This window comes from Streptomyces sp. M92 (assembly GCF_028473745.1).
GTDB lineage: Bacteria > Actinomycetota > Actinomycetes > Streptomycetales > Streptomycetaceae > Streptomyces.
The window spans coordinates 1,587,257-1,606,736 of sequence record NZ_CP101137.1; the positions used below are offsets into that span (position 1 = coordinate 1,587,257).

22 protein-coding genes and 1 tRNA gene are annotated in these 19,480 nt (G+C 72.1%); 15 read left to right on the forward strand and 8 right to left on the reverse strand.

Going from position 1 to position 19,480, the window contains the following annotated elements; all coding sequences use genetic code 11:
- The first annotated feature begins 63 nt into the window (after window positions 1–63).
- Window positions 64–360, forward strand: coding sequence for a type II toxin-antitoxin system VapB family antitoxin (locus M6G08_RS07150; RefSeq protein ID WP_003999914.1), 297 nt, complete (start codon window positions 64–66; stop codon window positions 358–360).
- 151 nt (window positions 361–511) lie between these two features.
- Entirely contained in the window at window positions 512–1,132 is a 621-nt protein-coding gene (locus tag M6G08_RS07155; RefSeq protein WP_272591274.1) for a LytR C-terminal domain-containing protein, read from the forward strand.
- Window positions 1,133–1,144: 12 nt separating this feature from the next.
- Here the strand turns inward: M6G08_RS07155 and upp are convergent, their stop codons facing one another.
- Complete coding sequence (upp, locus tag M6G08_RS07160; protein WP_029393037.1) at window positions 1,145–1,780, reverse strand: uracil phosphoribosyltransferase; 636 nt, start codon at window positions 1,778–1,780, stop codon at window positions 1,145–1,147.
- Between the two features lie 106 nt (window positions 1,781–1,886).
- On the opposite strand from upp, the gene M6G08_RS07165 reads away from it, so the two are divergent.
- From M6G08_RS07165 to M6G08_RS07200, 8 genes are all read left to right on the forward strand, one after another.
- A complete protein-coding gene (locus M6G08_RS07165; RefSeq protein WP_272586337.1) occupies window positions 1,887–2,117 on the forward strand; it encodes a hypothetical protein in 231 nt (76 codons plus the stop codon).
- Between the two features lie 277 nt (window positions 2,118–2,394).
- A complete protein-coding gene (locus tag M6G08_RS07170; RefSeq protein WP_073725898.1) occupies window positions 2,395–2,940 on the forward strand; it encodes a tRNA adenosine deaminase-associated protein in 546 nt (181 codons plus the stop codon).
- Window positions 2,941–3,017: 77 nt separating this feature from the next.
- Entirely contained in the window at window positions 3,018–3,449 is a 432-nt protein-coding gene (gene tadA, locus M6G08_RS07175) for a tRNA adenosine(34) deaminase TadA (RefSeq protein ID WP_272591275.1), read from the forward strand.
- A gap of 55 nt (window positions 3,450–3,504) precedes the next feature.
- Window positions 3,505–3,589, forward strand: a tRNA-Ser gene (locus tag M6G08_RS07180).
- 87 nt (window positions 3,590–3,676) lie between these two features.
- The gene (locus tag M6G08_RS07185; protein ID WP_272586338.1) at window positions 3,677–3,853 is read left to right on the forward strand and encodes a hypothetical protein; all 177 of its coding nucleotides are present in this window, start codon (window positions 3,677–3,679) and stop codon (window positions 3,851–3,853) included.
- Window positions 3,853–4,146: a Dabb family protein gene (locus M6G08_RS07190; RefSeq protein ID WP_272586339.1), complete on the forward strand. Its 294-nt coding sequence runs from the start codon at window positions 3,853–3,855 to the stop codon at window positions 4,144–4,146. Before M6G08_RS07185 ends, M6G08_RS07190 begins: the two co-directional genes overlap by 1 nt.
- 160 nt (window positions 4,147–4,306) lie before the next feature.
- Window positions 4,307–5,200 carry an RNA polymerase sigma factor SigF gene (locus M6G08_RS07195; RefSeq protein ID WP_272586340.1) on the forward strand — a complete coding sequence of 298 codons (894 nt, stop codon included), beginning with the start codon at window positions 4,307–4,309 and terminating at the stop codon, window positions 5,198–5,200.
- Window positions 5,201–5,491: 291 nt separating this feature from the next.
- Window positions 5,492–6,439 (forward strand): RNA polymerase sigma factor SigF, encoded by a 948-nt coding sequence (locus M6G08_RS07200; protein WP_272586341.1) that lies wholly within the window; start codon window positions 5,492–5,494, stop codon window positions 6,437–6,439.
- Window positions 6,440–6,544: 105 nt separating this feature from the next.
- Here the strand turns inward: M6G08_RS07200 and M6G08_RS07205 are convergent, their stop codons facing one another.
- The gene (locus M6G08_RS07205) at window positions 6,545–6,751 is read right to left on the reverse strand and encodes a hypothetical protein (RefSeq protein WP_272586342.1); all 207 of its coding nucleotides are present in this window, start codon (window positions 6,749–6,751) and stop codon (window positions 6,545–6,547) included.
- A 206-nt stretch (window positions 6,752–6,957) separates the two neighbouring features.
- Between M6G08_RS07205 and M6G08_RS07210 the strand changes: the two genes are divergently transcribed.
- From M6G08_RS07210 to M6G08_RS07220, 3 genes are all read left to right on the forward strand, one after another.
- Entirely contained in the window at window positions 6,958–7,461 is a 504-nt protein-coding gene (locus M6G08_RS07210) for a MarR family winged helix-turn-helix transcriptional regulator (RefSeq protein WP_272586343.1), read from the forward strand.
- A gap of 85 nt (window positions 7,462–7,546) precedes the next feature.
- Entirely contained in the window at window positions 7,547–10,039 is a 2,493-nt protein-coding gene (locus tag M6G08_RS07215; RefSeq protein WP_524540351.1) for an MFS transporter, read from the forward strand.
- 109 nt (window positions 10,040–10,148) lie between these two features.
- Window positions 10,149–10,970, forward strand: a complete 822-nt coding sequence (locus M6G08_RS07220; protein ID WP_272586345.1) for a YceI family protein — start codon at window positions 10,149–10,151, stop codon at window positions 10,968–10,970.
- On the opposite strand, the gene M6G08_RS07225 is transcribed toward M6G08_RS07220, so the two are convergent.
- Entirely contained in the window at window positions 10,953–11,654 is a 702-nt protein-coding gene (locus tag M6G08_RS07225) for a GAF and ANTAR domain-containing protein (protein WP_272586346.1), read from the reverse strand. The genes M6G08_RS07220 and M6G08_RS07225 overlap by 18 nt on opposite strands.
- Before the next feature lie 18 nt (window positions 11,655–11,672).
- Window positions 11,673–12,377 (reverse strand): ANTAR domain-containing protein, encoded by a 705-nt coding sequence (locus M6G08_RS07230; protein ID WP_272586347.1) that lies wholly within the window; start codon window positions 12,375–12,377, stop codon window positions 11,673–11,675.
- Between the two features lie 260 nt (window positions 12,378–12,637).
- On the opposite strand from M6G08_RS07230, the gene M6G08_RS07235 reads away from it, so the two are divergent.
- Window positions 12,638–13,039 (forward strand): STAS domain-containing protein, encoded by a 402-nt coding sequence (locus M6G08_RS07235; protein WP_272586348.1) that lies wholly within the window; start codon window positions 12,638–12,640, stop codon window positions 13,037–13,039.
- A gap of 29 nt (window positions 13,040–13,068) precedes the next feature.
- Window positions 13,069–13,539: a PPOX class F420-dependent oxidoreductase gene (locus tag M6G08_RS07240; protein ID WP_272586349.1), complete on the forward strand. Its 471-nt coding sequence runs from the start codon at window positions 13,069–13,071 to the stop codon at window positions 13,537–13,539.
- Between the two features lie 54 nt (window positions 13,540–13,593).
- Here the strand turns inward: M6G08_RS07240 and M6G08_RS07245 are convergent, their stop codons facing one another.
- From M6G08_RS07245 to M6G08_RS07260, 4 genes are all read right to left on the reverse strand, one after another.
- Complete coding sequence (locus M6G08_RS07245; protein WP_272586350.1) at window positions 13,594–14,352, reverse strand: TetR/AcrR family transcriptional regulator; 759 nt, start codon at window positions 14,350–14,352, stop codon at window positions 13,594–13,596.
- 147 nt (window positions 14,353–14,499) lie between these two features.
- Window positions 14,500–16,026: an MFS transporter gene (locus M6G08_RS07250; RefSeq protein WP_272586351.1), complete on the reverse strand. Its 1,527-nt coding sequence runs from the start codon at window positions 16,024–16,026 to the stop codon at window positions 14,500–14,502.
- 57 nt (window positions 16,027–16,083) lie between these two features.
- Window positions 16,084–18,192, reverse strand: a complete 2,109-nt coding sequence (locus M6G08_RS07255; protein ID WP_443048751.1) for an ArnT family glycosyltransferase — start codon at window positions 18,190–18,192, stop codon at window positions 16,084–16,086.
- Entirely contained in the window at window positions 18,189–19,478 is a 1,290-nt protein-coding gene (locus M6G08_RS07260; protein ID WP_272586352.1) for a bifunctional glycosyltransferase family 2/GtrA family protein, read from the reverse strand. The genes M6G08_RS07255 and M6G08_RS07260 overlap by 4 nt, the downstream gene beginning before the upstream one ends.
- Between the last annotated feature and the right edge of the window lie 2 nt (window positions 19,479–19,480).

A 19,480-nucleotide genomic window follows, 5' to 3' on the forward strand; every position in this document is an offset into this window, starting at 1 on the left:
TTCCAGCGCCGCACTCCGCCGCCATGGCTGCGCCCGCGACGACTTGGCCGGTAGGCTTTCCGTGTGATCTTCAAGCGCATCGGAAACGGCCGGCCGTACCCCGACCACGGCCGGGAGAGCACCCGGCAGTGGGCGGACGTCGCGCCGCGCCCGGTCCGCCTCGATCAGCTCGTGACGACCAAGGGCCAGCTCGACCTGGAGACCCTCCTCGCCGAGGACTCCACCTTCTACGGCGACCTCTTCGCGCACGTCGTGAAGTGGCAGGGCGACCTGTACCTGGAGGACGGGCTGCACCGCGCGGTGCGCGCGGCTCTGCAACAGCGCCAGGTGCTGCACGCGCGGGTGCTCGAGCTCGACTGAGCCCGGATGAGGCCGGCCGGCCCCGTGACGTTCGGGTTTGATCCGTTCGGGTTGCATCGCACCGGGTCCCGGAACGTCGACTGATCATCTAATAGGCATCGCCGCCGGAGCGCACTACCCTGCGTTCATGAGCATGCTCACTCCCCCTGGCATGGGCGGCCAGTACAAGATCACGGGGGACCGGTACCCGCGTATGCGACCGGCCCGGCGACGCGGCAGGCTCGCGGTCGTCGCGGTCGCCTGCGTCACCGTTCTCGGCGTGCTCGGCTGGGGCACGCTCCAGCTGATCGACGTCTTCACCGGCGGAGACAAGGCCAACGCGGCCGGTGCCGCCGCGGACTGCCCGACCACGGGCACGAAGGCGAGCGCCGCGCCCGCGGCGGTGAAGCTGCCGAAGCCGGCTCAGGTGACCGTCAACGTACTCAACGCCACGACCCTCACCGGCCTCGCCCAGAAGACCGCCGACGAGCTGAAGAAGCGCGGTTTCCGGGTCGGCGAGGTGAGCAACGCGCCCAAGGAGTACGACAAGAAGATCAAGGGTGCGGGGATCCTGCTCGGGCCCCCCGCCTCCCTGAAGACTTCACTGGCCGTGCTCGGCACCCAGCTGCCCGGCGCCGAACGCCAAACCGACGCGGCGCGCGAGGGCGCCGAGGTCGACCTGATGATCGGCGACGGCTTCAAGGGGCTGGCGAAGCCCGCGGACGCCGACACGGCACTGACCGCACTGGCCGCGCCGCAGCCGACGCCCACCGCGGAGAAGAAGGGCTGCTGACGGACGTACGGCTTATTCGGCCGCGCCGTACATGCGGTCGCCCGCGTCGCCGAGGCCCGGCACGATGTAGCCCAGTTCGTTCAGGCGCTCGTCGACCGAGGCCGTCACGACCGTCACCGGGGTGCCCGCCAGCTCGCGCTCCATCAGTTCGACGCCCTCGGGAGCGGCGAGCAGCACCACGGCCGTCACGTCGTCCGCGCCGCGCTTGATCAGCTCCTGGATCGACGCGACCAGGGTGCCGCCCGTGGCCAGCATCGGGTCCAGGACGTACACCTGGCGTCCGGAGAGGTCGTCCGGCATGCGGGTGGCGTAGGTGGAGGCCTGGAGCGTCTCCTCGTTGCGCACCATGCCCAGGAAGCCGACCTCGGCGGTCGGCAGCAGCCGGACCATGCCGTCCAGCATGCCGAGACCGGCCCGCAGGATCGGCACCACCAGCGGGCGCGGGTGGGAGAGCTTGACGCCGGTGGTCTGCGCGACCGGCGTGTGGATGTCGACCTGTTCGGTGCGCACGTCGCGCGTGGCCTCGTAGGCGAGCAGGGTGACCAGCTCGTCGGCGAGGCGGCGGAAGGTCGCGGAGTCGGTGCGCTGGTCGCGCAGCGTGGTGAGCTTGTGGGCGACCAGGGGGTGGTCGACGACGTGGAGACGCATGAACACCACAGTAACCGGGCTCCCGGGCGGACGCTTCACTCGCTCGCTGGAGTCAAACCGCCCGGTCGGGGGAAGGTGGGAGGGACTGACGCTGGGTGGTGAGACTGTGCCTGACCGGGACTTCCACGACGCTCCGTCCCCCGGCGAGCAGCCGGGGGCCGGGAGCGGGGCTGAGCGGAGCACGGAACCGGACCGGGAGGCGGCCCGGCGACGGCGGCGGGCCCAGTTCCTGCGGGACCTGGCGGAGGCCCGGGAGCTACGGGACCGCGTGCAGCCGCGCCGCGCCAAGGCCGCCCGGCTGCGCCACGCGATGCGCATGCGTACCTTCCGCTGGTAGTTCCACCGCCCGGCGGGGGAAGATCGCGCGCCGCGCCGGTGTTGGCGCGACGGGAGTACGCGGGTGGCGGGGGAAACCCGCGTACGATCCGCACGTGGTGGCGACGAGTCTGGTTTCCGGGCGAAACTGCCGGAGACAGGGCGCCGAAGGCGTCCCCTGACGGCCTTGTTTCTGCCACGATTCCGAGTGGGTGGGGCTCGGAGCACCGCTCCCCCGCCCGCAGCCTCCGCCGGGGGGACCCCCAACCGGCACGCCTATGACCAGTGGGAGAGTCACGGTGTACTTCGCCGCACTGCTCGCGCGCACCGAAGAGGGATGGGTAGCGAGCGACACTGAGCTCGACGATGTGGAGACCCTGTCGGATCTGGCCGACCTGGCCCGGGAGGCCTCTCCCGACGAGGACACGGTGCTCGTGCTGATCGAGCAGGAGGACGCGTGGTTCGGAGTCGTCCGGGTGGACGGCGAGGAGGACCCCCGTATCTACGTGTCGGACGCCGCCGCCGCGGCCCGCAGCAGCTACGGCGAGATCCTGCTCACCGACGAACTGCTGGGCCGGGAGCCCGGTGACGACGGCGACGACCTCGACGCCCTCGACCTCGACGGCACGGAGGACGGTGAGTCCGAGGACGACGAGGACGGTACCGACGGCGGTGACGCGGCCGCCGGTGCCGGAGAGGCCGTGCCGCACGGGCCGGTCGGTGACGCCGAGGTCCTGGACGACCTGGGCGTGAGCGAGAAGGAGCTGCGCTCGATGGCCGGCGACGCGGTCGGCGAGATCGCCGAGGCGCTGGGCGCCTCCGAGGTGCTGGAGACCGTGCGCTGACCGGACAGGACGTGGGAGAACAACCGGCGGAACGTTCCGCGCCGCCCGACCCGGTGCGCGACCCGTGGCGGGCGGCGATGCGGCTCGCCCTGGCCGAGGCCGGGCGGGCCGCGCTCGGCGGTGACGTGCCCGTCGGTGCCGTCGTGCTGGCACCGGACGGGCAGACGGTGCTGGCCGCCGGGCACAACGAGCGCGAGGCCGACGGCGATCCCACGGCCCACGCCGAGGTGCTCGCCATCCGCCGGGCGGCTCGGACGCTCGGCGAGTGGCGGCTGGCCGGGTGCACCCTCGTCGTCACCCTGGAGCCGTGCACGATGTGCGCGGGCGCGCTGGTCCAGTCCCGGGTGGACCGCGTCGTCTACGGCGCCCGCGACGACAAGGCGGGCGCGGCCGGCTCCCTTTGGGACGTCGTGCGCGACCGGCGCCTCAACCACCGTCCCGAGGTGATCGAGGGCGTTCTCGCGGACGACTGCGCGCGGCTGCTGACCGAGTTCTTCCGCGACCGCTGACCGGCCCCGCATACCGATTTCGATCCATGCGGCACTGTGCTGTAAGGTCTGTCTCGGTAGCGTGTCCGAGCGGCCGAAGGAGCTCGCCTCGAAAGCGAGTGTGGCGCAAGTCACCGAGGGTTCAAATCCCTCCGCTACCGCTTCTGAAGGGCCCCGTCGAAAGACGGGGCCCTTCGTGCGATCATGTGCGATCGAAAGGCGTGCGACAAGGGACAGGGGAGGCCGCGGTGGCGGTGAACGCGAAGAAGATCGCCGTCTACGCAGTCGTTGTCTTCGTGCTGTATGTGATCATCACCGACCCGGAGACTGCCGCCGACTACGTTCTCATAGGCTTCCAGGGCATCTCCGACGCGGCGGGCGCCGTGGGCGACTTCATGACCTGGGCCGCCAAGGGAGGAAACTGATGATCCGCCACCTGGTGCTGTTCAAGCTCAACGACGGCGTGGAGCGCGACGACCCGCGCGTCGTGGAGGGCGTCGAGGCGTTCCGCGCGCTCGGCGACCGGATCGAGGAACTGCGTTTCTGGGAATGCGCCTGGAACATCAGCGACCGGCCCATCGCCTACGACTTCGCCATCAACTCCGCGGTCGAGGACGCCGACGCCCTCAAGCGGTACCTCGAACACCCCGCACACCAGGCCTGCGTGGCGCTGTGGCGGGAGTTCGCCACCTGGGTGATCGCCGACTACGAGTTCTAGCGACCCGAGCCGGAGATTCGGGCCACCGGCCCCGCGCCGCGCAGATCGGCCCCGCACCTGATCGGTGCGGGGCCGATCTGCGTTCGTTCACTCAACACGACGTTATGAGGTGCTTGCACACAGTGCACATGTCTTGTGATGCTATGACCGCTTTTGACGGATGAGTGACGGAAGAGTTGACGATCACGAGGTGGAGTTGACCGTGCCGGCCAGTACTGCGCCTCAAGCACCGCCCGCGCCGCCCGCCCAGGCCACCGAGGCGCCCGCGCGGCAGACCACGCGGCAGCGCAGCCGGGGTGCCGACACCCGGGCCCTGACCCAGGTGCTCTTCGGGCAGCTGAAGGGGCTCACACCGGGCTCACCGGAGCACGACCGGGTGCGCGCGGCGCTCATCGAGGCGAACCTGCCTCTGGTGCGCTACGCCGCCGCCCGTTTCCGCTCCCGCAACGAGCCGATGGAGGACGTGGTCCAGGTCGGCACGATCGGGCTCATCAACGCCATCGACCGCTTCGACCCCGAACGGGGCGTGCAGTTCCCGACGTTCGCGATGCCGACCGTCGTCGGCGAGATCAAGCGGTATTTCCGCGACAACGTCCGCACGGTGCACGTACCGCGCCGGCTGCACGAGCTGTGGGTGCAGGTCAACAGCGCCACCGAGGACCTGACGACCGCCTTCGGGCGCTCCCCGACCACCGCCGAGATCGCCGAACGGCTGCGTATCACCGAGGAGGAGGTGCTGTCCTGCATCGAGGCGGGGCGGTCGTACCACGCCACCTCGCTGGAGGCCGCGCAGGAGGGCGACGGGCTGCCCGGCCTGCTCGACCGGCTCGGCTACGAGGACCCCGCCCTCGACGGGGTCGAGCACCGCGACCTGGTGCGGCACCTGCTGGTCCAGCTCCCGGAGCGGGAGCAGCGGATCCTGCTGCTGCGCTACTACAGCAATCTGACGCAGTCGCAGATCAGCGCGGAGCTCGGTGTCTCGCAGATGCACGTCTCGCGGTTGCTGGCGCGCAGTTTCCAGCGGCTGAGGTCCGCCAACCGCATCGAGGCGTAGTCTCACCACAGCGCGGGAAGCATTCGAAGGCGCGAGCGAACGGTCACCGGGGCGAGCGAATCACTCACCAGGGCGGTTGCGGGCGGAATCGGGCCGAAAGCCCGTCAGACCCCCTGTTTCCAGGGGGAATTCGCGTCTCGGATGTCGACATGTCACTACAGCGCGTTGCCGACATGTGACATTCTGCCGGAGACGCGTTTGCCGGAGCTCCGGCTCCGGTATTCAGGTGAAGGCTGCGTTCCCGTCCCGGGAGCGTGTGCCGCGACCGTCCCGCGACCCAAAGGGGGTGGCATGTCCGCAGAACAGGGCAGCTCGAAGGTGCTCGCGCTCGCGGAGAGCGAGACCGCGCCCGACACGCTCGAGGCGCTCGGCCCCGTCGGCTCCATCGACTCCGTCGGTCCCATCGACGAGGGTCAGGCCGCCGAAGCCGTACCGACCCTCGACGCCGTGCCGGCCCAGGCCCTCGCGGCCCCGGAGGCCATCGACACCCGCACCCTGTCCCGCTCCCTGTTCCTGCGGCTCGCCGCCCTCGACACGGACAGCCCCGAGCGTGCCTACGTCCGGGACACCCTGATCGAGCTCAACCTCCCCCTGGTGCGCTACGCGGCGGCCCGCTTCCGCTCGCGCAACGAGCCGATGGAGGACATCGTCCAGGTCGGCACCATCGGCCTGATCAAGGCGATCGACCGCTTCGACTGCGAGCGGGGGGTGGAGTTCCCGACCTTCGCGATGCCGACCGTCGTCGGCGAGATCAAGCGGTTCTTCCGGGACACCTCGTGGTCGGTGCGCGTCCCGCGCCGGCTCCAGGAGCTGCGCCTGGCGCTGACCAAGGCCAGCGACGAGCTCTCCCAGAAGCTGGACCGCTCCCCGACCGTGGGCGAGCTGGCCGCCGTGCTGGGCGTCTCCGAGGAGGACGTCGTCGACGGCCTCGCGGTGGGCAACGCCTACACCGCCTCCTCGCTGGACTCCCCGGCCCCGGAGGACGACGGCGGCGAGGGCTCGCTCGCGGACCGGCTGGGCTACGAGGACACGGCGCTGGAGGGCGTGGAGTACCGCGAGTCCCTCAAGCCGCTGCTGGCCAAGCTGCCGCCCCGCGAGCGGCGGATCATCATGCTGCGCTTCTTCGCCAACATGACCCAGTCGCAGATCGGCGAGGAGGTCGGCATCTCGCAGATGCACGTCTCACGGCTGCTGACCCGCACCCTGGCGCAGCTGCGCGAGGGGCTCATCTCGGACTGACGCCCGGTCCTCGGCATTCCGGCGGCCGCCGCGGCTCCCTCGGGGTCCGCGGCGGTCGCCGTCACATATGCGCGCCCGCGCCCGGAGGCCGGTCGCGTTCCGGCGCTACGCCAGCGCCAGCCAGGCCACGGCCGCGACGACCGCCACGGCGACCACGATGCCGACGATCAGGCCGATGCGCGGGCCGGAGGAGGCGGCGGGGGCCGCCTGCCGGGACTGGGGGGCGTCGTCGACGAACGCGCGGAACATCTGGGTGCTGCCGGCGGGGTCGTGGTTGCCCTGCGGGCCCTGGGTGCCCTGGTTGTTAGCCATGGGCCGAGACACTAGCGAATCCTCGGTGGGGCCCCAAGTGCGGGGCCGCCGAACCCTCTTGAGGCACCTCACCACCCGCCACCTGCACGTTTACTTTCGCAATACTTGCCTTTGCCAACTTTTTGTGGCCGCATGACCGTTTTTGTTTGCCTGTAGCAACCAACCGCTTCTATGGTTGCCCTAAGCAACGAATGCGGGAGGTGCGCATGGCCGAGAGGGCGCAGTACGAGGAGCTGATCCGACAGTTCAGCGCCTTCGGCGCCGTCAAACGGGAGATGGGCCGCATCCTGCCGGCCGACTGCCCCGGCGGTTCCGCCGCCGTACTGACCCTGCTGGGCCGCCACGGGGACATGCGCATCAGCAAGCTCGCCGAGCTGCTGGCCGTGGACATGTCGGTGACCAGCCGCCACGTCGCGCACATCGCCGACCGGGGCTGGATCGAACGCTCCCCCGACCCCGCGGACAAGCGCTCGCGCATCCTGCGCCTGACGTCCGCGGGCCAGGCCCAGCTCGACGAGCTGTCGGAGCGGACGACCCAGCTGCTGGCCCACCGCCTGAGCGACTGGAGCGACGACGAGGTCGGCCAGCTCACCCGGCTGATGACCAGGCTCAGGGCGAGCTTCGACGACTGCCGGTCCGCGCCGGCCCGGCCCCCCGCACCACCCGAGGTCGAACAGACCACCCGTACACCCGCGACCACCACGAAGTAAGCAAAGGAAGTCCATGGCAACGACCACACCGGCCGGTGTGCGGGCTCATGCCAAGCACGGGGGAGGCTCCGCCGGAGACGCTCCGATGTCGCACCGGCAGATCATGGAAGCGCTGTCCGGGCTCCTGCTCGGCATGTTCTGCGCCATCCTGTCCTCGACCATCGTCACCAACGCCCTGCCCGAGATCGTGGGCGACCTCGGTGGCGGCCAGAGCGCCTACACCTGGGTCGTCACCGCCTCGCTGCTGACGATGACCGCCTCCACCCCGCTGTGGGGCAAGCTCGCCGACCTGGTCAGCAAGAAGGCCCTGGTCCAGATAGCCCTCTGCGTCTTCGTCCTCGGCTCCGTCGTGGCCGGCCTGTCGCAGAACGCGGGCATGCTCATCACCGCGCGTGCCATCCAGGGCCTGGGCGCCGGCGGTCTGTCCGCCCTGGCCCAGATCATCATGGCCGCGATGATCTCCCCGCGCGAGCGCGGCCGGTACTCCGGCTACCTCGGCGCCACCTTCGCCGTCGCCACCGTCGGCGGCCCGCTGCTCGGCGGCGTCATCACCGACACCAGCTGGCTCGGCTGGCGCTGGTGCCTCTACGTCGGCGTGCCGTTCGCGGTCATCGCGCTGATCGTGCTGCAGAAGACCCTGCACCTGCCGGTGACCAAGCGGAAGGTCAAGGTCGACTGGGCCGGCGCCTTCTTCATCACCGCCGCGGTCTGCCTGCTGCTCGTCTGGGTCACCTTCGCCGACGACAAGTACTCCTGGATGTCCTGGCAGACCGGAGTCATGGTCGGCGGCTCGATCGTGCTCACGCTGATCTTCCTGCTCGTCGAGTCCAAGGCCAGCGAGCCGATCATCCCACTGCGCCTGTTCCGCAACCGCACCATCACCCTGGCCTCGCTGGCCTCGCTGTTCGTCGGTATCGCGATGTTCGCGGGCACCGTCTACTTCAGCCAGTACTTCCAGCTGGCCCGCGGTGAGTCCCCGACCATGTCGGGCGTCATGACCATCCCGATGATCGGCGGCCTGTTCGTGTCGTCGACCGTCTCCGGTCAGGTCATCACCAAGACCGGCAAGTGGAAGGGCTGGCTGCTGGCCGGCGGCGTGCTGCTGACGGCGGGCCTGGGCCTGCTGAGCGGCATGCGCTACGACACCCCGTACTGGCACATCGCGATCTTCATGGCGCTGATGGGTCTCGGCGTCGGCATGATGATGCAGAACCTGGTGCTCTGCACGCAGAACCAGGTGGCCCCGCAGGACCTGGGCGCCGCCTCCTCCGTCGTGACCTTCTTCCGGTCCCTCGGCGGCGCGGTGGGCGTCTCGGTGCTCGGCTCGATCATGTCGTCCCGGATCAGCCACTACGCCCAGGACACCATCGGGCAGCTCAGCCCCGAGGAGCAGGCGGGCGCCGCCAAGGCCACCGGCGGGGGCATCCCCGACATGGACCTGCTGCCCCCCGGCATCCGCGAGTGGCTGGAGAGCGCCTACGGGCACGGCATCGCCGACATCTTCCTGTACGTCGCGCCGGTCGCCGCCCTCGGCTTCCTCGTGACCCTGTTCATCAAGGAGGTCCCGCTGCGTACGTCGGGCGCCCTCGCCCAGGCCGCGGAGGCCTCGGCCGAGACGGCCTCCCCGGCCGCTCCGGCCCCGGCCGAGGCCACCCGGGTCGCCGCCGAGCCGGTTCCGGCCGGTGTCACGGCCGCCGCCCCGGCCACCTCGGACACGTCCGTCGCCGACTCCGGCACGCAGTCCGCGGCCACCCAGCGGCTCGCCGCCGTCGCCACCGCGGCGGCCGGCGCCGGCGAGACCCCGGCACCCGTCCCGGGCGGCATCGCGGTCCGCGGCTTCGTCCGCGGCGCCGAGGCCGCGCCGGTCCCGCAGGCCGCGGTCACGCTGATCTCGCTGGGCGGCCGGCAGCTGGGCCGCTCGGTCGCCCAGGCCGACGGTTCCTACGCCGTGGACGCGCCGGGCGCGGGCTCGTACGTCCTGATCGCCTCCGCCGACGGTTTCCAGCCGCAGGCGTCGACGATCGTCGTCAACGACGAGCCGGTCGCCTACGACATCCTGCTCAGCGGCACCAGCGGGCTCACCGGCCTGGTGCGCGCCGTGGAGAGCGGGTTGCCGGTCAAGGACGCGAGGGTGATCGTGACCGATGTGCGCGGTGACCTGCTGGCCACCGCCGCCACCGGCGAGGCGGGCGAGTTCGCCTTCACCGAGCTGGTGCCGGGCACGGTGACCGTCGCGGTCAACGCCGCCGGCTACCGGCCGCGCGCCCTGCCCCTGGAGGTGGGCGGCACCGGTGTCACCCGCGTGGAGGTCGACCTCCAGGCCGGGGCGCGGGTCCAGGGCGTCGTGCGGGCTCCGCACGGTCCGCTGGCCGACGCCCGCGTCACGCTGGTCGACGCGGCGGGCAACGTGGTCGGCACGGCCACGACCGGCGCGGACGGGGCGTACGCCTTCACCGACCTGGACGCCGGTGAGTACACCGTGATCGCGACCGGCTACCCGCCGGTGGCCACGTCCCTGACGGTCGCCGGCCCGGGTGCCGACGGCCACGACATCGAGCTCGCCCACCCCGGCGAGTAGCGAGTCCCCGGCCCGTGGTGGCGTGCGCGCTCTGAGCGGAGGCGCGCCCGCCCGCCACGGGCCGGCTTCTTCACGACCACTTTCTGAGCCTTTGCAGGGAGAAAACGGGATGGGACTGACCGCGAGGATCCGAACGCGGGACGGATGGGCCGTGTCGCACGCGGTCGTCACGGTGACCGACATGACCGGCACGCAGGTGCTGCGCGCCGAGGCGGACACCGAGGGCGCCGTGCGGGACACCACCGCGCTGGCGCCGGGGGCGTACACCGTGATCGTCACCGCCGTCGGCTACGCGCCGGCCGCGTCCAGCGCGATCGTCACCGCGAGCGGCCGGGCCGAGGTCGGCACCGTGACGCTGGCCCGCCAGGGCGGCACCGAGCTGCCGCCGCCGGGACCGTGGACCATCGACCCGGCGCACTCCAGCGTCGCCGCGGTCGCCCAGCACCTGGGCATCTCCAGCGTGCACGGCCGGTTCACGGAGTTCGCCGGCACGGTCGACATCGCGCCGGACGACGTGACCAAGTCCAGGGTCGAGGCGGTGATCCGGGCGGCCTCCGTCGACACCGGCAACGGCATGCGCGACACCCATCTGCGCTCCGCCGACTTCCTGGACACCGAGCGGTACCCGGAGATCACCTACCGCTCCACCGGCGTGACCGAGGCCGGCCCCGACCACTGGACCGTCCACGGCGAGCTGGGCCTGCACGGCGTGGTCCGCCCGGTCGACCTGGACCTCGCCTACCTGGGCACCGGCGCCGACCCGTGGGGCGGCACCCGGGCGGCGTTCCGCGCCACCACGGAGCTGCGGCGCGAGGACTTCGCCATGAACTACAACCAGGTCCTCCAGGCCGGCATCGCCGCCATCGGCACGACCCTCAGGGTCGAGCTGGACATCCAGGCGGTCCAGGGGGAGTCACTGCCGGCCGTGTGAGGCGCCGCCGGCCGTCTGGGCCACCAGCTCGCCGCACAGGTCCCGGAGCTTGACGTTCCGGTGCTGCGAGGCACGGCGCAGCCGCGCCAGGGCCCGGTGGGCGTCGATACGCTCCCGGGCCATGAGGATGCCGACCGCCTGGTCGATGACGCTGCGGGAGAGCAGCGCGGTGCGCACGTCGGCCGCCGAGGCCCGCTGCCGCTCCAGGCGCAGGGCCTCGTTGACCGCGTCGGCGGCCCGCTCCGCGAAGGTGCGGGCCGCTTCGCGTCCCCGGCCCAGCGAATCGGGCTCCATGCCGTAGAAGTTGAGCGCGGCGCCCGTCTCGCCCTCGACGGCCATCGGCAGCGCCAGCACACAGCGCACCCCGGTGGCCAGCGCGTACTCGGTGTACGCGGGCCAGCGGGTCTCCGCGGCCAGGTCGGGGGAGTACCGGGGGCTGTCCGTCTCGGCGGCGTCCACGCACGGACCCGAACCGTTCTCGTACTGCCTGAGGTCCAGGCCGCCGGGCAGCCCGGAACTCCCCGCCAGGGTCAGCAGCCGGTCGGCGCGGCGCACGGTGACCGAACAGGCCGCGGCGCCGGGGACCTGGCCGACGGCGCGGTCGGTCAGGTCGCGCAGCAGCGTGTCGAGACCCTGGCTGCGCGCTATCGCCTGGTCGAGCGGGTCAGAGGTCTGCGAGGTCATGCACGTACGGATATCCCGTCATCGTTCCGCCACGCCTCGGCCGCCCGCACCGCTGTTCGCGTCGACGATGCGGCGGGCGAGGTCGCGCAGTTTCACGTTCTCCCGCTGGGAGGCCTTCACCAGGGAGTCGAAGGCGCCGGCCGCGTCGATGTCCAGGCGCTCCATGAGGATGCCGGTGGCCTGGCCGATCAGGTCCCGGGTGCGCATGGCCTCGGTGAGCTGTGCCCGCACGGTCGCCGAGTCCAGGGCGAGGGAGACGTGCGCGGTGAACAGGCGGCCGACGCGGGCGGCGTCCTCGTCGAAGGCCTGCGGTTTGCGGGCGTAGGCCGTCAGCACGGTCAGGCGGCGCCGGTCGGCGCGCAGCCGCAGCGACAGGGCGGAACGCAGGCCGCGGGCGCGGAGGGCGTTCCCCTCGCCGTCGGCCTCGCTGTCGTCCGTCCGGACCACGGGGGTGGTCCACAGGCGGTCCCAGTCCGGGTGCGGTTCGCGGCTCCCCTGCCGGGAGTCGGCGTCGAAGCGTACGGCCTCGTCGGTCCAGGCGAGGGTGCGCAGCCGGCCGCGCTGGATCTCCGAGATGCCCGCGTGCTCGGCGCCGGGCAGCAGGCGCACGGCCAGTTGGACCGCGGTGCTCAGGGTGTCGTCCGGGGAGCCCGTCCCATGCAGCTGCCGAGCCGCCGACGTCAGGGCCTCGGCCAGCTCGAAGCCCACCGGAAAACGCGGCAAATCAGTAAATTCGGACGCAGCCACCACGAACCTCTTCGGCGTGCACGACCCGGTGGCCGTGCGCAGGAGAGCTCCGCAGCACATTCCTGACTGCGAGCACAGGACGGACAGCACTCTAGCTGCTCGGTTGCGTTCCGGTGACGCCCGGTCGACGGAGCGAGCAGGCACCTTCCCCCTCGACTCGGCGGCGTGATGGAATGGGGCACGGGTCAGGAAGCGGCCTTGCCGGAAGCCGGACGTACGTCTGCAAGGTGAATGCCGTGCCCTTACGCCCCCGCCCCTGCGACCCGTGTGATCCACCCGGCTGCGCCGTACTCGCGCTGCCCCCGGACATCGACTTCTGCAACGGCACGGGGCTGCTCCCCCTGATCATGACCGCCGTGGAACACCACTCGGCCGGCCTGCGCGTCCTCGTCCTGGACCTGACGGCGACCCGCTTCATGGACTCCCAGGGCGTACGCCTCCTCGACGAGGTGCGCCGCCGTCTGCCCGGCCGCGCCCGGCTGCGGGTGGTGGCCGCCCCGAAGGGCGTGCCGAGCCGGGTCCTGGAGCTGTCCGGGCTGCGCCGGGACGTGCCGGTGTACGACAACCTCGCGGAGGCGCTGCGCCAGGAGAGCGGTGCGGCGAGCGGGCCCGGAAGCGGGAGCGCGGCCCAGGAGTGACAGCCTGTGACAGCCTCTAGGGTGACGGCATGGCACCGAACATCGCGACGAACACCCGTGTCTCCCTGGCCGAGTTGCTGGACTTCGTACGCCCCCGGCACCGGGCGATCCTGCTGACCCGCCGGTCCGACGGCAGCCCGCAGGGGTCGCCGCTGACCTGCGGGGTCGACGACTCGGGCCGGATCGTGGTCTCCACGTACCCCGAGCGGGCCAAGACCCGCAACGCGCACCGCGATCCGCGGGTCAGCGTCATCGTGCTCAGCGACGAGTGGAACGGCCCCTGGGTCCAGGTCGACGGCACGGCGGAGGTCGTCGACAGCCCCGACTCGGTCGAGCCGCTCGTGGAGTACTACCGCAACATCGCCGGCGAGCACCCCGACTGGGACGAGTACCGGCGGGCCATGGTGGCGCAGGGCAAGTCGCTCATCCGGGTGACGCCGGAGAAGTGGGGGCCGGTGGCCACGGGGGGCTTCCCGGCGCGGCTGGCGTCGGACGGCTGACGTCGGGTGGCTGACGTCGGGCGGGCCGCCCCCGTGCGCCCGGGGGGGGGCGGGTCAGCCCCGTTCGACCATCGCCTCGATGCCCGCCACCAGCAGGTCCAGCGCGAACTCGAAGTCCCGGTCCAGCATCTCGTCGACCGTCTCACCGCCGCGGGCCGACATGATGGCCCGGGACTCCGCGACGACGTCCGGGGCGGTGTCCGACGACTCGACCACCGCGCTCATGGAGTCCTGGAAGTACTCGTCCGGGCTCATCCCGGTGTCGGCCGCCCGGGCGAAGAGATGCCCCTCGATGGTGCCGTAGCCGTACACGAACTGGAAGACGGCCGCGATCCCCCCGGTCAGCCGGTGGGCGGGCAGTCCGCTGCGCCGCATCACGCCCTGCACCGCACGGGAGAACTCCATCGAGTGCGGCCCGATGTTGAGGTAGGTACCGGTCAGCTGGGACATCCACGGGTGGCGCACCAGCAGGGACCGGTTCTCCCGGGCCAGTGCGCGCAACTGCTCGCGCCAGTCCCCCTCGGCCTCCGGGCCGGGGCGGCGCAGCTCGCCGAAGACCGCGTCCAGGGCGAGTTCGAGCAGCTCGTCCTTGGTGTCGACGTACCAGTAGACGGACATGGCGGTGACGTTCAGCTCGGCGGCCAGGCGGCGCATGGAGAACCTGGCCAGCCCCTCGGCGTCCAGCAGCCGCACCGTGGCCTCGGTGATCCGCTCCCGGTCCAGCCCCGACGGCTGACCGCCACGCCGTCCCCCGCGCCGCCCCTCGTCCACCAGCCACACACTGGCCCGCGCCCCCCGGCCCGCCTTCGCCATACGCACCTCTCCTCGACTCCTCACACGCCGGCCCGGATCGGCGCCCCACAAGGGGCGCGGGACGGCGTCAACGTACGGCTCCGCCGTGTGGGCGCGATCAACCACCCGCGGCCCGCAGCCGCACAAGGGCAGAAACCACCCGAGCTCTCAGGCGCCCGCAGTCTCCGAGTCTGCCCGTTCCGCCCGGCTCAACAACACCGACGCCACCGCCCCGCCGGCCAGCACGGCCACCGCCCCCACCAACTGACTGCTCTCCAGCCCGGAGGAGAACGCGTCGACGACCCGCTCCCGCTCCGCCTCCCCCTCCGCCGAGGCCAGCGCCGCGGGCAACGACGCCGCCGCGACCGGCACCAGCGCCGCGAACCGCGAGTTCAGCACCGCGCCCAGCACGGCCACGCCCAGCCCGTTGCCGAACTCCGCGAGCGTCCCGTTGATCCCCGCGCCGACGCCCGCCTTGGCCGGCGGGATCGAGCTCATGATGGCGTGCGCCATGGCCGGGTTGCCGAGCGCGCACCCCACGCCGATCAGCAGCAGCCCCAGCAGCGTGCCCGGATAGCCCGCGCCGGTCAGCGTGGCGATGGCCACCAGGCCCGCCGACATCAGCACCATGCTCAGCATGACCGCCACCGGCGTACCGAGCTTGACCAGCCACTTGGCCGCGATGCCGGAGAAGTTCAGGACCACCACCGTCGCCGCCAGCGGCGCGGTCGCCAGCCCCGCCTCCAGCGGGTCGTACCCGAGCACGAACTGCAGGTGCTGGGTGAGCAGGAAGAGCGCGCCGCCCATACCGAAGGTGATCAGCATCAGCCCGGCGACCGCGCCCGTGAACCGCTGGTTGCGGAAGAAGGCCAGGTCGAGCATGGGATACGGGATGCGGCTCTCCCAGTACGCGAAGAGCGCGAGCACACCGACCGCGACGGCCGCCGTGGCCAGTACCCGGCCGGAGGTCCAGCCGTGCTCGGGGCCGGAGATGATCGCGTAGACCAGCGCGGCCATGCCGATCGTGGAGAGCAGGGCGCCCAGCAGGTCGGGGCGGTCGCCCTGGCGGTTCTTCGACTCCGGCACCAGGGTCACGACCGCGACCAGGCCCAGCGCCACGACCGGCAGGTTGATCAGGAAGATCGCGCCCCACCAGAAGTGGTCCAGCACGAAACCGCCGATCAGCGGCCCGCAGGCGAAGCCCAGCGCGCTCACCGCGCTCCAGATGCCGATCGCCTTGGGGTGCTCCTCGGGCGCGAAGATCTGCATGACCACGGCCAGGGTGGTGGTCAGCAGCAGCGCGCCGCCGACGCCCATCCCGGCGCGGGCCGCGATCAGCTGGCCGGTGCTGTCCGCGAGGCCCGCCGCCAGTGAGCCCAGTCCGAACAGGGCCAGGCCCGCGGTCAGCATCTTCTTGCGGCCGTAGCGGTCGGCGGCGCTGCCCGCGGTGAGCAGCAGGCCGGACTGCACCAGCGAGTAGGCGTTGATCATCCACTGGATGTCGGAGGTGGCCGCGCCCAGCTCGTCGGTGAGGGAGGGGATGGCCACGTTCAGCACGGTGTTGTCCAGCACCACCGTCAGCTGGGCGAGGCTGATGACACCGAGGATCAGCCAGCGCTGCGGGTGGCCCTGGACGGGGGACGCGGTCGGCGCGCGGCCGGGACCCTGTTCCTGCTCGGGGGAGGGCGCTGTCATGCTGTACAGCGTATAGGGGTCCCTATACGCTGTACAGCAAAGTGATTCCCCACCTGGTCAGGAGGTCGGTCGGGTCAGGTCGTAGAAGGTGGCCGAACCGACGGTGACCTCCTCGAAGTTGGCCTCGACCCAGGAAGCGATCTGCGACGAGCTGCCGGAGTCGCCGCCCATGCCGCCTCCCGTTCCGCCGCCGATGAAGTAGTGGATCCTGCCGTCCGCGACGTACTCCTTGAACCGCTCGAGGGTCGGCGACGGGTCCGTGCCGTTGAAGCCGCCGATCGCCATCACGGGCTCTCCGGTGGCGAGCTGGTGGCTCGCCGCGTTCTGGGAGCCGATCGCGGCGGCCACCCAGGTGTAGTCGTCGGCATCGGTCTCCAGCAGCTCCTTCGCCTCGGTGCCGACCTGGGCGCCGTTGAGCAGGCCGCCCACGCCCATGCCGCCACCTCCACCCGCGCCGGGGCCGGCCTCGCCGCCGTTCTGGCCGCCGTTCTGGCCGCCGGGGGCTGTCCGACCGTTCGGGGGCGTCCGGCCGTTCTGGCCCGGTGCGCCGCCCGGGAAGCCCCCGCCACCCGGGAAGCCCCCGCCATCGGGGAAGCCCTCGCCACCGCGACCACCGCCGCCCCGCCCACCGCCCGGAGGCCCCCCGGCGCCCATCATGCTCGCGCCGGACGGTCCGGCCGTGACGATGGAGCCGCTGTGCCCCTCCTGCACGGTGCTCAGCGTGTACGCGGTCGGCGCGGCCAGCGACGTCACGATCCCCAGCCCCGCCGCCGCGAGCGCCGCCCGCCGCCCCAGCCGCCCGGCGAAGACCAGCCCGAGCGCGGCGACCAGGCCTCCGACGAGGACCGGCCACTTCAGCCAGGGCAGGTAGTCGGGCGTGCGGTCGAGGAGCACGTACCCCCAGGCCGCGGTCGCCGTGGCCGCGGCGGCCAGCGCGAGGGACGCCCAGGCCCGCTCGCGTCGCTCCCACAGCGTGGCCGCGCCGATGCCGACCACCGCGGCGAGGTACGGCGCGAGGGCGACCGTGTAGTACTGGTGGAAGATGCCCGCCATGTAGCTGAAGACGGCCATGGTCGTCAGCAGCGAGCCGCCCCAGACCAGGAGGGACGCCCGGGCGGCGTCGGTACGGCCGGCGCGGCGCAGCGCGACCAGCGCCGCGGCCAGCAGGATCAGGGCCGCCGGGAGCAGCCAGGAGATCTGGCCGCCGATCTCGGAGTTGAACATCCTGTCCCAGCCGGTCTCGCCCCACTGTCCGCCGCTGCCGCCGCCGGGGCCACCGCCGCCGCCGACGCTGCCCGTCTCCTCCCCGTTGAGCCGGCCCAGGCCGTTGTAGCCGAAGGTCAGCTCCAGGAAACTGTTGTTCTGCGAGCCGCCGACGTACGGGCGGGACGACGCCGGCCACAGTTCCACGACCGCCACCCACCAGCCGCCGGAGACGACGACGGCGAGGGTGGCGAGCGCGAGCTGCCCGAGCCGCTTCACCGGCCGCACCGGCGCGCAGACGCCGTGGACGAGGGCGAGGGCGGGCAGGATGAGGAACGCCTGGAGGGTCTTCGTCAGGAAGGCGAGCCCGATCGCGGCGCCGGCCCACACCAGCCACTTGGTCCGGCCGTCCTCCAGCGCGCGGACGACGAGGTAGCAGGCCGCGGACATCAGCAGCGCGAGGAGCGCGTCCGGGTTGTTGAAGCGGAACATCAGCGCGGCGACGGGCGTCAGGGCCAGCACCGTACCGGCGATCAGCCCGGCCGCGGGGCTGAACCGGCGGCGCACGGCCGCATACACGACGGCGACCGTCGCGACGCCCATCAGCACCTCGGGGACGAGGATCGACCAGGAGCCGAGCCCGAAGACCCGGACCGCCAGCGCCATCGGCCACAGCGCGGCCGGGGGCTTGTCGACGGTGATGGCGTTGCCCGCGTCGAGCGAGCCGAAGAAGAACGCCTTCCAGGACTGGCTGCCCGCCTGCACGGCCGCCGAGTAGAAGGAGTTGGCGTAGCCGGAGGCGCTCAGGTTGTACAGGTACAGCAGCGCTGTGGCGAGCAGCAGGCCGAGGAAGGCCGGGCGCACCCATCGGGGGTCCTCGGGACGGCCCCGCCACATGCCGCGCCACATGCCGCGCCGCAGGACCCTCCGCTGGACTCTTCGCAGGGCGTGCTGGGTCGTCATCGTGCGTCCCCCAAGTCGGTCCCGTCCCCCGGCCCGGTCGCCGGAGGTGCCGTGTCGGCGAACACCCAGGCGCGGAAGAGCAGGAAGCGCAGCACGGTGGCCGCGAGGTTGGCGGCGATCAGCACCGTCAGTTCCGTGGAGTGGCCGGGGTCGGCGGTCGCCGCGTTCAGGGCGGCGAGCGAACCGCTGGTCAGCACGAGACCGATGCCGAACACCACCAGTCCCTGCGCCTGGTGCCGCACGGCACCGCCCCGTCCCCGCACACGGAAGGTCAGCCGCCGGTTGGCGGCGGTGTTGGCGACCGCCGAGACCAGCAGGGCGAGCGCGTTGGCGAGCTGCGAACCGGCGAAGAGGCGGAAGCCGCTGTAGAGCAGCAGGTAGCCGAGGGTGGACAGGGCGCCGACGACGCAGAAGCCGACGAGCTGCCGGGCCAGGCCCCGCGGTACGCCGGCCAGTTCCCGGTCGCGCGGGTCGTCGCCGAACGGCCGCGCCAGCCGGTCCAGCGGCAGCGAACCGGTGGCCAGTGCCTTGCCGACCCGCCAGACGCCCTTGAGGTCGTCGGTCGCCGTCTTCACGATGCGCACGGTCGAGTCGGGGTCGTCGACCCAGTCGACCGGCACCTCGTGGATGCGGCACCCGGCGCGTTCGGCGAGCACCAGCATCTCGGTGTCGAAGAACCAGCCGGTGTCCTCCACCAGCGGCAGCAGCGCCTGGGCGACGTCCCGGCGGATCGCCTTGAAGCCGCACTGGGCGTCGGAGAAGCGGGCCTGGAGGGAGCCGCGCAGGATGAGGTTGTAGGAGCGGGAGACGAACTCCCGTTTGGCGCCGCGCACCACGCGTGAGCCGGGGGTGAGGCGGGAGCCGATCGCCAGGTCCGAGTGGCCGGAGATCAGCGGCGCCACCAGCGGCAGCAGGGCGTTCAGGTCGGTGGAGAGGTCGACGTCCATGTAGGCGAGGACGGGGGCGTCCGAGGCCGACCAGACGGTGCGCAGGGCCCGGCCCCGCCCCTTCTGCTCCAGGCGGCGGGACGTGACCTCCGGCAGCTCCGCCGCGAGCCCGGCGGCCATGTGTGCGGTGGCGTCGGTGGAGGCGTTGTCCGCGACCGTGATGCGGAAGCCGTACGGGAAGGTCCGCGTGAGGTGGTCGTGCAGTCTCAGGACGCACGGCCGGAGGTCTTTCTCCTCGTTGTGGACGGGGACCACCACGTCCAGGACAGGCGTACCGGCTCCTGCGGCCGGGAGGTGCTCCCGCGCCGGCAGGGAGCCGGGAGAGGTGTCGGTTCGCATGG